Below are 13,613 nucleotides of genomic sequence, written 5' to 3'. Positions count from 1 at the left end.
TCCAAAATTCTATATTCTTGTATTTCCTAGTAAAATTTTATCTAATATAGGTATCTTTTTTAGTATTAAGTTAGATAATATAATTGGTAAAAATCCTACAAAAATCATAATTACAGTCACTAAAGTATAATCTAATTTTAACATTTGAAAAAGCACTACTCTAGCTCCTGTTTGGAAAAACCAAGAAAATAGATATATATCATAGCTGTAATTTCCAATAGCTTTAAATAGTTCACCTATTTTATTGTTTACAATTATATATGAAATATTTATAAACAACACACTGCCAATTAAAGCTGTACTTAAACTATATAAAGCATAATACTTAGCTGGTGCTTGCTGTAGATTTATTATTATAAGTAGTATTAATGTAAAAAGGATTAAAGGTTTTTTATATTTAAATTCAACATACTTATCATAAATTACTTTAAAATATAAACCTATATAAAAATAAAATAAGTAGTGTATTACTCCCCATATATAAAATACATACATTCCTTTTGGAGTTACAATATTTAAAATAAATGTTATCAATAAAGCAAATTTTATAGGAATCTTAGTTAATAGTGGTGCAGCAGCAAATAAGAAAAATAAAGTATATATAAACCAAAAATATTGTATTGGTGTTCCAGTATGATTTATCGTACCATTTCCTGCTGGATATATTATTAAATCCAAAATCAAGTTTTTAGGATCCATAGGCCTAGCTGCATATATATTCATATATAATTTTATAGGAATAGCCAATAATGATACCGCAAAGTATGGCACCATTAGTCTTCTAGCTTTATTTAATATAAATTTTTTATATTGAGATAAATCCAATATATTATATATTTTATAAGCAAAGAAACCAGATATTATAAAGAATAATGGCATATGAAATGAATAAATAAATTTATATATGTATTCATAAAAACTGTTATTATTAAATTTATCATCTGGAAAAGAATGTCCCAAAACTACAAGGAAAATTCCTAATCCTCTAACTATATCCATATTCTTATAGTACTTTTTCATTACATTCACCCCGTAATCCTCTTATATAATAAAAAAGGGGAACTTATTAATAAGTCAATCCCCCCAAAAAACCATTATGTCATATATCCTCTGGTAATAAATAAGCCAAAAACAAACCTATTCCTAATCCACCAGTAAGTAATGTAGTCAATAATGGTCCATTAAATAATGTAACTATTCCACCAAAAAGTAGTGATGCTACCAAACATACATTTTTCTTTTCCACATATTTTATTGCAAATAATATAAAATAAAGTATCAATGCAAACACTATCATACCAATAATTCCAAAATTCATATATGCATCACCATACCATGTAACATTTAGTCTCATTTCTGGTTTTCCATAATAAAGTGCTCCTAAATAAAGCGAAGGCTCCATTTTATATGCATTACTAAAAAAGTGTGATAAAATACTATGAGATAATTTTACCTTTGGATACATCCAAAAGAAATCATAATATTCTAAAGCAATTAATGACGGCCATAAAAATGCTCTCACCATGATTGGTAAATACGCCCAATAATAACTTGGGTAATGATTAAGTAACGATAAAGGTTTGGAATTAAACATATGAAATTGTTTTCCCACAGATATAATTCCATCTACCAGTGCTATTAATGCAACTCCTACTATAGACTTTTGAATAAAGCTTTTATTTATACCTTTGTTCAACACCAATCCGAAAAAAGGTGCTAAAATAAGAATAAGAAATAAACTTTTATATGCAGTATAAATATAAAGTATGACTTCTAAAAAAATAGGTATTGCCATAAATTTATACTTTTTCTTATATATAAAATAAGTTAATAAAAAAGGATTAGCCACATTTCCCATCCATTGTACAAAGTAATCACCAAAACGACTTACAGAATTTCTATAATTTAAACGCACAGTATAATAATCACCTGTAAAAGCTAATTTAATATTCTTAGGTAATCCTAAGGTTACAAATAAATATCCATATGCAACAATTATAAATAGTATTATGAACATCCAAAAATATTTTTTACGTAAACTTAAATTAGGAAATTTTATGTCAAATTTAAAAACTAAATACATACCTAATACACATAAAATTTCAATAGAATAAATGTATATCAATACATTTTTATTATAAGCAATTCCACTAAACACATATACAACTAAAATTGGAATAGCACTTAATAATGTAAATAGCATCCAATATAAATGAGTTAGTCCTTCAATTCTATCTGGTATAAAAAATATGCATGCAGATATTATTAAAACAAGAGCTGGTAAAATTTGAATGACTCTTATAAATTCTCCAGAATTTATAAAAAAATTAAATGATAAATAAGGTTTTGAGGCAAAATAATACCCTACACATAAAATTAACACAAATAATATATAAAAAATTAATGATATCAACTTGCTTTGTTTTCTATCACTGTTAAAAATATCCCATGTTTTTTCACAAAATTGTTTCATTTTGTTTCTCCAATCTTTCTAGTTAGTTAGGATTTATTTTTTTGAAACAATTGCTCAAAAAATCCTATTAAAGTTCCAAATCCATAACATATATGTAGTTCAAAGAATAAAACAAATAGAATTGGTACATATCGTATTCCTTGTTTTAAACTTATTCTTAAACATTCAATAATATCAACAGTAAAATAACTCCCAAGTGCTATGATTTCTATTATTCTGCTTAGATAAGAAAATTTGAACAATATTCCAAAAAAAACTATTGTCAACATAAAAATAAGTGGTACTAAATGTCTTATTCTTATAATTTCCCTATTATTTATTATTGAATTTCCTATAGCTTTTCCATTTGCATAATTTTGTTGTAATAATTTTTTTATGCTGCTTCTAGGTTTATAATACGCTATTATATTTTTACTTTGATAAATTTTATAACCACTTTTTATAATTCTATTATTCATATCATTATCTTCACTTCTATGAAGTTGTTCATTATAAAATCCAACCTTATCAAATACCCACTTCCAAAAAGCTCCATTCCATACTGTATCTGCAAAACCTTCATAGTCTTTTTGCCTAAACTTAGCCACTCCAATACCAAATTTACTCTCATGCAAGAATATTATGCTATCTTCTATATATTTACCTGATGTAACTAAATATGTTGGGCCACCAACATTAACAACATTTTCATTTTTTAAGTTGTTTAGATTTTTTACACACTGTTCAATATATTTTTCATCATATGAAGCATGCGCATCAATTCTTACTATTATTTCTCCTTTTGCTACTTTAATTCCTAAATTTAACCCTGCTGCCTGTAGTTTCTTCTTATTATCAACTACAATTATTCTTTCATCTTGAAAATTACTAATTATTTTTCTGGTATTATCATTTGACATACCATCCATTATTAGTATTTCTATAACATTATCATAACTTTGATTCAATATTGAGTTTAAACAACTTTCTATGTATTTTTCTTCATTAAATACTGGTATTATTACAGAAACTGTATTATTACAATCCATAATTATCTCCTTCTATAGAAACATGAACTATACACTATAAATTTTATTAAGTATTGGTTCATTTGACTCCCAAAAATAATCTTCTTTAATTTGTCTCATATTTTCCAATATATTTTTCTTTTCATTTTTATCTTCAACTAAATTTGCTATTATTACTTTAAGTTCTTCAGTTAAATCTTCACCTGATATACCATATCCTATTTTATGCTTTTGAACCTCATAACCAAATTCAGTTTTTATATTTGCTATTATAGGAGTTTCCGTTATTATACTTTCATAAAATTTATTAGGCATAGAAATTGTTGCTGTATTTCCTGGGTAAAATGCATATGTAATATCTACATTTCTGTATAATTCTTCTAATTCATCTATGCTGTATGCTCCTTTAATCCTTACATTGGAAAATTTCTTGGAGTAATCTGCTAACTTATCTGAATATATTCCTCTACCACATACAACAATCTCAACTTTATCTTTATAAAACTGAGATGCATCTACCAAAGCTTTCATTTCATCGTAATATCTTACAGAACCAATAAACCCTATTCTTAGTTTATCACTTGGTATCTTTTTTATGTTATTAAACAAATTTTTGTAAGGAGCATTATTTACAATATAAATCTCCTTGCTTATATTCTTATAAATTTCACTCATTTTAGGTGTAACAACAATATGTTTATCAACATTTCTTAGCATACTCTTTTCTCTTAATATAATGAAATTATAAATTAATTTGTTTAATAAACCTGTTCTACCTAAAAAATATGTATAAAACAAGTCATGTTCATCATATACTAATTTTAATTTTAATTTTTTATTTATACTATGTCCAATAAATAATCCATCAAAATCATGGCAATGTATTGCATCAAATTTTTTGTTTTTCATATATTCTAATACATCTTTTTTAAATTTTAAAAATTTAAATGCCTGCTTATATCCTGATCCATATTGTGCATTACCAAAAAATCTTACTATTTTTATTCCATCTATATTTTCTTCTGGTTTATTAATATAAACTCCTGACCTATCCCAACATAAAATAGTTACTTTATGTCCTAATTTAGTCAAAGATTTAGCTTCTTTGTAAACTCTTGGATCAGGGTCAAAACCATTTGTTAAAACCATTGCAATATTCAAACCTATACCACCTCAAACTAAAATAAATATTATTTATTTATTTTTCAATAAATTATTATAAATGTCAATTGTTTTTTGAGCATTTCTTCGCCATGTATATTCACTAATTACAGTTATTTTTCCTTTTTCTCCAATTGCTTTAGCGTTCTCCATATTTTCTAATATGTATTCTATAGTTTTAACTAAATCCTCAACATTATGAGGCTCTACTAAAAAACCATTTTCTTTATCTATAATAACATCTTCTATTCCTTGACCTCTTACACCAATTACTGGTACACCATTATTCATTGCTTCAATATATACTATTCCGAATCCTTCCTGCCAACTTGGAAGAGAAAATATACTACATTTAGACATATACTTTATAACTTGTGAATGAGGTAGCTTTCCTAAAAATACAACATTTTCATTTAATGATAAATCATCAACAAGCTTTTTTAAATTTCTATCTTCTTCTCCATCCCCAATAATATAGTATTTTATATTAGGATATTTTTTTACTATTACAGATAAAGCCCTAATATTTAAATCAATTCCTTTAGTTTTTATTAATGAAGAAACACTTAAAATTATACAATCTTCACTTTTTTCTATACTATCATTCTTATCATTATCTCTATATTCTTCTGGATTTATTCCATTATTTATTACAGTAATTTTGCTTAATATTTTCTCATCTTTTATCATATTCCTTAACTTATTACTTACGGTTATTACGCTGTGTGCTCTACTCAAAACCTTCATAATGCTTTTTTTACATGCTTCATTTTTTTTCAGTGTATATTGAAAATCTTGACCATGTATAGTAACTATTAAAGGTATTTTATATTTTTTATTTAATAACATTGATGCAAATCCCACTGGCACAGCAGTATGAGCATGTATTACATCAAATTTGAATTCCCTATTAATTTGGGCTATTAACCTTTTTATTCCTAAATACATAAGAAATCCTGAATATTGCAGCAAAATCCCCCTAGGTATCTCAATATACCTAGGATACTGTATTTCTACTCCATCAATCACTGCTTTATCCGGTATGTTAATATAATTTTTAAACTTATTACTTATCTTTAAAAACTTAGGAACATATGGCACTGGACACACAACTTTAACTTTACAGCCCTCTGTTATTAATTTTTGAACTTGTTTATGAACAAAAATCCCCAAAACACCATTTGCTGACGAAGGATACATGTGGGAAATAACTAGTATATTTTTCATTAATTTATTCATCCTTTTGCTAATTTAATAAATTACTATTTTTTTCTTTTATATGTTGGTACTTTTTCTTCCATAAGCTTAAATATACTATTTCTATCCATATAAGCTACATTACTAAATTGCTTTATTGAATCTTCTATAAATTCCATACTTTCACCAACAGGTTTATCTACAAATATTTTATCATGTTCTGTAGAAGCTAATGCAACTTCATTCATTAATAATTCCTCATATAACTTCTCACCAGGTCTAAGTCCTGTATACTCTATTTTTATATCTACATCAGGCTTATAACCTGATAAAGTTATCAAATCTCTAGCCAAATCAACTATTTTAACTGGTTGACCCATATCTAATACAAATATTTCTCCACCTTTAGCTATAGCCCCTGCTTGAATTACAAGCTGTGCTGCTTCTGGAATAGTCATAAAAAATCTATTTATTTCAGGATGGGTTACTGTAACTGGACCTCCATGAGCTATTTGTTTTTTGAATAATGGTATTACTGAACCATTACTACCTAAAACATTACCAAATCTAACTGCCACATATTCTGTTTCACTAGCCCTATCAAAGGCTTGAACCATAATTTCACAAAATCTTTTTGTAGCTCCCATTATATTTGTAGGATTAACAGCTTTATCTGTACTTATTTGCACAAATTTTTTAACTTTAAATTCATCACAACATTTAAGTATATTATATGTGCCTATAACATTATTCTTAATAGCTTCTGACGGATTTTCTTCCATTAATGGTACATGTTTATGTGCTGCTGCGTGAAATACTACATCTGGTTTATATTTATTAAAAATTTTATCCATTCGTTTTTTATCTCTTATGGATGCTATGATAACTTCTTTTTGTAAATCAGAATGATTATAATTTAATTCCATTTGAACATCATAAACATTATTTTCATAAATATCTAATATCAATAATTTTTTAGGATTAAATCTAGCTATTTGTCTACAAAGTTCTGACCCTATTGAGCCTCCTCCCCCTGTAACAAGAATAGTTTTATCTTTAATATACTTATTTATATTTTCATTATTAAGTTTAACTTCATCTCTTCCTAATAAATCTTCTATATTAACATCCCTTAACTTGCTTATATTAATTCTTCCATCTATTATTTGGTATATTCCTGGGAGCGTTTTTAATTTACAATTAGTACTTTTACATATATTTATTATCTCCCTTTTTATCTTAAGATCAGCTGATGGTATAGCAAGTATAATTTCTTCAACTTTTTTTTGACTGCACACCTTATTTATTTGGTCTCTTCCACCTATAACTTTTATTCCATTAATTAATTTTTCTTTTTTAGATTCATCATCGTCTATAAGACCTACTATATTATAATTTAAGTTCTTATGTCTTTTTATTTCTTTTATGAGCATTGCTGAAGCATCTCCAGCTCCAATTATAAGCAGGTTTCTATCATGATTTTTAACAATCTTTTCTCCTTTACTCTCTTCCTTTATTCTGTAATTAAATCTTATTCCGCCCAACGCAATTACAGATAAAATCCAAAATATTATATGTACTGTAAAAGGAAATCTATAATATCTATTTTCTAAAAACTTATAAGTTATAACATAACTGTATATTACAAATATAATATTTGATATTGATATTGAATATATAATAGACATTAGTTCCTCAATAGAAGCATATTTCCATATACTATTATATAACTTGAAAAACTTATTAAATATTAAAGTTATAACAACCATTGGAATTAATGATAACTTTAAAAACAGCATATCTTCTGCTGGTATTTTGAAATTAAATTTTAAAAGAAAAGCAAAATATAAAGAAACTATAAGAAAAATTATATCATATATTATAAGCTTTTTATCTTTCTCCATGTTAACACATCCTCAAACATTATTGTAAAAGCTTTATATTAAAACTCCCTTTTTCTATTTTACATCATAGAAAAAATTATTCAATATATTTTTTTAATAAGTGATTGTAACTAAAAAAAGAGTTGTAAGATTTTACAGCTCTTTACTCTTATCTTTTTTTTCTGATATTTCATTTTTAAGTTGTTTAAAAAATTCAGTTTCACCTAGTGTTAAAAGGTATTCCATAAAGGATTCTTTTAGTCCATCTCTTCTCAATGCAAACTCCACAGTAGCCTTAAGGAAACCCAATTTATCACCTACATCATATCTTCTTCCTTCAAAATTATATGCATACATTGCTTCAGATTTAATCAAAGTTCGCAATGCATCTGTTAGCTGAATTTCATCTCCTTTACCTGGTGTGGTGTTTCTCAGTATATCAAATATAGCAGGAGTTATTATATACCTTCCCAATATAGCAATATTTGAAGGCGCTTCCTCTATTTTAGGCTTTTCAACTAAATCCTTTACTTTATAAACTCTATCTTCAATGTACATTCCTTTTACTATTCCATATTTATACACATCTTCTTTATTAACTTCCTGCACACCTATAATAGATGTTTTATATTCATCATAACAATCTATAAGCTGTTTTAAACAAGGAACCTTACTATCTACTACATCATCACCTAGCATTACTGCAAAAGGCTCATTCCCAACAAAGGTTCTTGCACAACTTATAGCGTGTCCAAGTCCTTTAGGTTCTTTCTGTCTTATATAATATATATCTGCCATATTAGATATTTCTTTAACTAAATACAATAAATCTTCTTTTTTATGATCTTCTAAATCTTTTTCTAATTCTATGGATTTATCAAAATGATCCTCTATAGCTCTTTTATTTCTTCCTGTTATTATAAGAATTTCTTCTATCCCAGAAGCTACTGCTTCCTCTATAATATACTGTATTGTAGGCTTATCAACTATAGGAAGCATTTCTTTAGGTTGCGCCTTAGTAGCAGGCAAAAATCTTGTTCCAAGTCCCGCCGCAGGTATTATAGCTTTTTTTACAGTCATAAAAAATCTCCTTTCACTCTTAATCAAAATATTACAAAGTACATATACTATTTATTTTTTACGTTTATTCTCTTTATATACTTATGTAAAAAATTATTTTCACTTTATTATTTGGGAAAGTTGAACCACAATCTCATCCTCAGGATTTATTTTTTTTGCAATTTCCAAGTGAAGTTTAGCATTTTTTATGTCCTCATTATTTAAATAGCACATGATAATGTTAGTGCATATCTCTATAGATTTAGTTGCTTCAAAAGCTTTTCTTAAATATCCTATAGCAGTTTTATAATCACCTAAAGAAGCATAATTTATTCCAAGTTCATTTATAACTTCTACGATACTGCTATCTATACTTATTGACTCATTTAAATAGTATATAGCTTTTTCATAATTTTCTAATATTCTATATGCCACTGCAATATAATAATAAAGCGTAGCATCATCTCCAAATTCATCAAGAAGAGGCAAAAGTAAGCTTAAAGCTTCTTTAGGCATATCGTACAACATTTCTTTACCTTTTTCATAATTTATAATCAATTTTAGTGATTCCTTAAATTCTGTAATATCTAAAGATTCTTCTCCACCACTAGAAATATAAGTATTTATGCAAAAAAGTGCTTTATCAAAATCTCCACGTTCTTTCATTATAAGTGCTTCATAAAAATATGCCATCGGGTAATTTCCATATTTTTTTAACTTTTCGATAACTTGCAGTTCTTCATCTTCATAACTTTTATCTAATTTTCTTAATTCATCTACTATTATTAGCACCTTATCATAAATTTCAACACTGTCTTCCATTTTGCATAATCCCTTAATAAGTATATATGCATCTTCATAATTTTTATGTTTTATATTTTCCGCAATTTTTCCTTTAATAAATTTATCACTATCTTTTAAATTAACTAATATATTAGTATACATATCATTAAACTTAAACTTTTCATCCGCTCCCATAACATAAAACATACCTTCAATGAAAAAACTTATCGGAAGCTGACCTACATTTTTTTCTGTTTTAACTTTACCTACTATACTAGAAGCTTTAACTGGAACATACACATCCTCATTACTTTCTATATGAAATAAATTTTTTATATTTTCCTTTTTTATTTCTAAAAATAAAACTTCAGATAATTTATCTGCAAAACGAGATTTTGTACTCATAAATATAACACCTACTTAATCTAATATATTGACACTTTGAATTTTACTACAAACATTCGTTAATTTAAAGTAAAAACTATAATAGTTCATAATTATATCACAGTTATCCATGTAAAAACAACATTAGCTTCTTACAGTTTAAAAATTATGCGACGTAACTTAAAGTACAGTGAAAATTTGAATTTTAACTTTTACTCCGTGATATATGATAAGTGTTTCATCACGGCTAAATGTTTCTAATTATTCTAAAGCTCAAAGTTTGTGAAAGTCTAAGAACTTTGTCAAACTCGGTTCCCTCAAACAGGACTAAAGTTCTAAGACTTTCACAAACTTTTCGCTAAGAATAATAAGAAACAATTTAGCTAATGTGATGAAGCACTTATCATATATCACTGCATAAAAGTTAAAATTCAAACTGGCAAGTTCAAGTGTATGCACATAATTACATTGTCATAAGTAATTTTAGTAAGCTAAATTATATTTATAATCATAACAACTTACATCACCTAAAGATTATGGTGAAGCCTGCTGTTAGATTAATATATCTAGTTTGAAAAGCAATTGCTTCCTATTCTATTGAGATATACATAAACCAGGTATTAAATATCATGAAACCTACGCTTTTTATTGAGAGTCATATCATAATGTATTATGTGTACACGTAATGCACTAAGAAGTAACTTTTAACTGTATGAAGACTGATATATGCTGTGAAGGAAGATTCGAACGAATTTTAGAAGTTCTTTGCTTGAGATATTGAAAAATACCGTAATTTTTGCCAGGAAGGCAAAAGCTCCGAAAGCGACAGGACGTCGCATTTGAGGAGGTAGGGATTTTTCAATATCTCAAGCATTAGAACTTCTTAATGAAGTGAGTTTTCCTTCACAGCATATATCAGCCGGAATACAGTTGAAAGTTACTTCGCTTACATTCACTTACATCACATTATGCTTATCAAATCACTTAACAATTACATGCTTCGTCTATGATTTTCATAACATTATTTTCAAATAATTTCATTTTTTCTTCTGAATCTTCTATACTGTTGCCAGTTACTGATAAATAAATCTTCATTTTAGGTTCAGTACCTGAAGGCCTTACTACAAACCAAGAATTATCTTTCATTATAAATTTCAGTACATTTGACTTAGGCAACTCTATTATTTTTTCACTAATATTTATTAAATCTTTTTCTATGCTTATCTTATAGTCCATTTTCTTTGCTATTTTAACTTCTCCTAAAGTGTATCTCATAGAATGTCTTAAATATTCAAGAGCTTTCTCTATTTTTTCTTGTCCTTCTTTTCCTTTAAGCACTAATGATACTAATTTTTCTTTATAAAATCCATACTTTTTATATAAATTCATTAAGGCTTCATATAAATTCATACCTTTGTTTTTATAATATAATGTCATTTCACATATAAGCATTGAAGCTATAACTGCATCTTTATCTCTTACAAAGTCTCCTGCTAAATATCCGTAGCTTTCTTCAAATCCAAATATGTATTTTTTATCTCCTTTTTTTTCAAATTCTCCTATCTTCTCACCTATATATTTAAATCCAGTCAATACATCCACAAGATTTATTCCATAGTCCTTTGCAATATCTGTTGCCATTTCAGTAGTAACTATTGTTTTTATTACAGTTCCATTTTCAGGTAGTTTATTAATTTCTTTTAAGGATGACAATATATAGTGAGTTAATAATGCTCCAGTCTGATTACCTGTTAACACTTTATATTCTCCACTATTATCTTTAAAAACCACACCTATTCTATCACAATCTGGATCTGTTCCAAATATTATATCAGGTTGGATTTTATTTGCCATTTCTAATGCTATATTAAAAACCTTAGGATCTTCTGGATTAGGATAAGCTGCTGTAGGAAAATATCCATCTGGATGTTCCTGTTCTTTTACTACAGTTACATTTTTATATCCTAGTTCCTTAAGGACTCTTCTTACTGGTATATTACCTGCTCCATGTATTGGAGTATAAATTATCTTTAATTCACCTGCATATTTATCTACTAATTCTTTTCTTATAGTTAAATCTTTTACTCTACTAATATATTCTTTATCTACTTCTTCTCCTATTATATTTAAAAGACCATTTTTCTTTGCATCTTCAATATTCATGGTCTTTATTTTATTAAAATCATTTACTTCCTCAATAAATGAAAAAATTTCCTTTGCAGATTTATCTGTAACCTGTCCACCATCTTCTCCATAAACCTTATATCCATTATATTCTTTCGGATTATGTGATGCAGTTATTACAATACCTGCTTTACTTTTAAAATGTCTTACTGCATAAGATAATATAGGTGTCGCTCTTAATGATTCAAATAAATAAACCTTTACTCCATTAGCACACAAATTTGCCGCTGCTGCCACTGCAAACTCTTTAGACATTATCCTTGAATCATAAGCTATACTTACAGAAATATCTCCCTTATACTTATTTAATAAGTATTCTGATAGCCCTTCAGTAGTTTTCCCAACAGTATGTATATTCATTCTATTAGTACCCATACCAATAATTCCTCTTAGCCCACCTGTTCCAAATTCTAGATCTTTATAAAATCTATCTTCTATCTCTTTTTCATCCTGTAAATTTTTTAATTCTAATTTTGAATTTTCATCTAAAAATTTCGAACTCAACCAAGAATCATATTTTTCTCTATAAGACATTTTATAGCCCTCCTTTAATATGTAATATTTAACATTTATTATTATACTACAATTATATTACAATAATGAGTATAATAATAAACAATTTTATAAACTTTTTATAAAAATACTGGTGATAATGGTTATTCACCATTATCACCAGTATTTTTAGGTTCTGTAATTTCATCTATTGGATTATCTGATAATTTATTATTACAGGTTACAAATGCTATTAAAGTATTTAAATCATCCATAAAGGCTATCTCTTGTGAAAGCTCTATATCACCTATTCTATAAGAATCACCTATTTCTAGTTTTGAAACATCTATATCAATATGTTTAGGTATATCTTCACACTTACATTTAACCTTTACATTAGTTTTTTCTTTTTGAATAACCCCACCTTTTCTTGCTACTAAATCTTCACCTGTAAATATTATAGGAACATCAGTTTGAACATCTTGATTTTGAGGGATGTCTTCTAAATCTATATGAACTATTTTATGATTTACAGGATCTCTTTGTATTTCTCTTATCAATGTACTATGTTTTTCTTTCCCAACTTCAACTTCTAATACACCATGTTCTCCTATAAAACCAATTTTTTTATTTAGTTCAAGTTCTCCTATTTCAAACATTAAATTATTTATATTTTTTCCATAAATAATACCTGGTATTTTACCAAATTTCCTTTCCTTTCTAGCTTCATGTACAGTATTTTTATTTCTTTTATGTATTTTTAATTCTTCCATTTTTAAAATCCTCCCATATATCCTATTAAGTATCATTCAAAACATTGTTAATCATATTTTTAATTATTTACATAATCATTTATATTATTCACAATTTTTTACTCCAAAAATATTTATTAATAAAATTTCTTCACATTGTTGCATTTACAAAACATTTAACATATAATTATATTGGTTTAAATGAAAATGTAGGCCAACCCTTGAATCATCAGAGTTC

At 26.6% G+C, this 13,613-nt stretch carries 10 protein-coding genes; all 10 read right to left on the bottom strand.

Translation table 11 applies throughout. From position 1 onward, the window contains the following. Window positions 1-9: 9 nt before the first annotated feature. The 10 genes from EG57_RS0210295 to EG57_RS0210250 all read right to left on the bottom strand — a co-directional run bounded on the left by EG57_RS0210295 (window position 10) and on the right by EG57_RS0210250 (window position 13,396). Window positions 10-1,020, bottom strand: coding sequence for an acyltransferase family protein (locus EG57_RS0210295; protein ID WP_029163629.1), 1,011 nt, complete (start codon window positions 1,018-1,020; stop codon window positions 10-12). A gap of 79 nt (window positions 1,021-1,099) precedes the next feature. Continuing rightward, window positions 1,100-2,473 carry an O-antigen polymerase gene (locus tag EG57_RS0210290; RefSeq protein ID WP_052037824.1) on the bottom strand — a complete coding sequence of 458 codons (1,374 nt, stop codon included), beginning with the start codon at window positions 2,471-2,473 and terminating at the stop codon, window positions 1,100-1,102. Between the two features lie 26 nt (window positions 2,474-2,499). Then, the gene (locus EG57_RS0210285) at window positions 2,500-3,501 is read right to left on the bottom strand and encodes a glycosyltransferase family 2 protein (RefSeq protein WP_032077135.1); all 1,002 of its coding nucleotides are present in this window, start codon (window positions 3,499-3,501) and stop codon (window positions 2,500-2,502) included. 27 nt (window positions 3,502-3,528) lie between these two features. Beyond that, window positions 3,529-4,641, bottom strand: coding sequence for a glycosyltransferase (locus tag EG57_RS0210280; RefSeq protein ID WP_032077134.1), 1,113 nt, complete (start codon window positions 4,639-4,641; stop codon window positions 3,529-3,531). A gap of 33 nt (window positions 4,642-4,674) precedes the next feature. Then, complete coding sequence (locus tag EG57_RS0210275; RefSeq protein WP_032077133.1) at window positions 4,675-5,868, bottom strand: glycosyltransferase; 1,194 nt, start codon at window positions 5,866-5,868, stop codon at window positions 4,675-4,677. A gap of 35 nt (window positions 5,869-5,903) precedes the next feature. Next, window positions 5,904-7,742 (bottom strand): polysaccharide biosynthesis protein, encoded by a 1,839-nt coding sequence (locus tag EG57_RS0210270; protein WP_032077132.1) that lies wholly within the window; start codon window positions 7,740-7,742, stop codon window positions 5,904-5,906. Window positions 7,743-7,874: 132 nt separating this feature from the next. Beyond that, window positions 7,875-8,801, bottom strand: coding sequence for a UTP--glucose-1-phosphate uridylyltransferase GalU (gene galU, locus EG57_RS0210265; RefSeq protein WP_032077131.1), 927 nt, complete (start codon window positions 8,799-8,801; stop codon window positions 7,875-7,877). Window positions 8,802-8,900: 99 nt separating this feature from the next. After that, on the bottom strand, window positions 8,901-9,968 hold the full coding sequence (locus EG57_RS0210260) for a tetratricopeptide repeat protein (protein WP_032077130.1): 1,068 nt from the start codon (window positions 9,966-9,968) through the stop codon (window positions 8,901-8,903). 963 nt (window positions 9,969-10,931) lie between these two features. After that, window positions 10,932-12,665 carry a phospho-sugar mutase gene (locus EG57_RS0210255; protein WP_032077129.1) on the bottom strand — a complete coding sequence of 578 codons (1,734 nt, stop codon included), beginning with the start codon at window positions 12,663-12,665 and terminating at the stop codon, window positions 10,932-10,934. A gap of 122 nt (window positions 12,666-12,787) precedes the next feature. Continuing rightward, complete coding sequence (locus EG57_RS0210250) at window positions 12,788-13,396, bottom strand: 50S ribosomal protein L25 (RefSeq protein WP_032077128.1); 609 nt, start codon at window positions 13,394-13,396, stop codon at window positions 12,788-12,790. Window positions 13,397-13,613 lie beyond the last annotated feature (217 nt).

This window comes from Clostridium drakei (genome assembly GCF_000633595.2).
GTDB classification, from domain to species: domain Bacteria; phylum Bacillota; class Clostridia; order Clostridiales; family Clostridiaceae; genus Clostridium_AM; species Clostridium_AM drakei.
Note: the sequence above shows the minus strand (reverse complement) of the source record. Positions and strands in the feature narration are given on the sequence as shown.

What these genes read in the sequence shown, in the direction of transcription:
- EG57_RS0210295 (WP_029163629.1), bottom strand. Translation starts at nt 1,020, where the DNA reads ATGAAAAAGTACTATAAGAATATGGATATAGTTAGAGGATTAGGAATT.
- EG57_RS0210290 (WP_052037824.1), bottom strand. Translation starts at nt 2,473, where the DNA reads ATGAAACAATTTTGTGAAAAAACATGGGATATTTTTAACAGTGATAGA.
- EG57_RS0210285 (WP_032077135.1), bottom strand. Translation starts at nt 3,501, where the DNA reads ATGGATTGTAATAATACAGTTTCTGTAATAATACCAGTATTTAATGAA.
- EG57_RS0210275 (WP_032077133.1), bottom strand. Translation starts at nt 5,868, where the DNA reads ATGAAAAATATACTAGTTATTTCCCACATGTATCCTTCGTCAGCAAAT.
- EG57_RS0210270 (WP_032077132.1), bottom strand. Translation starts at nt 7,742, where the DNA reads ATGGAGAAAGATAAAAAGCTTATAATATATGATATAATTTTTCTTATA.
- galU (WP_032077131.1), bottom strand. Translation starts at nt 8,801, where the DNA reads ATGACTGTAAAAAAAGCTATAATACCTGCGGCGGGACTTGGAACAAGA.
- EG57_RS0210260 (WP_032077130.1), bottom strand. Translation starts at nt 9,968, where the DNA reads ATGAGTACAAAATCTCGTTTTGCAGATAAATTATCTGAAGTTTTATTT.
- EG57_RS0210255 (WP_032077129.1), bottom strand. Translation starts at nt 12,665, where the DNA reads ATGTCTTATAGAGAAAAATATGATTCTTGGTTGAGTTCGAAATTTTTA.
- EG57_RS0210250 (WP_032077128.1), bottom strand. Translation starts at nt 13,396, where the DNA reads ATGGAAGAATTAAAAATACATAAAAGAAATAAAAATACTGTACATGAA.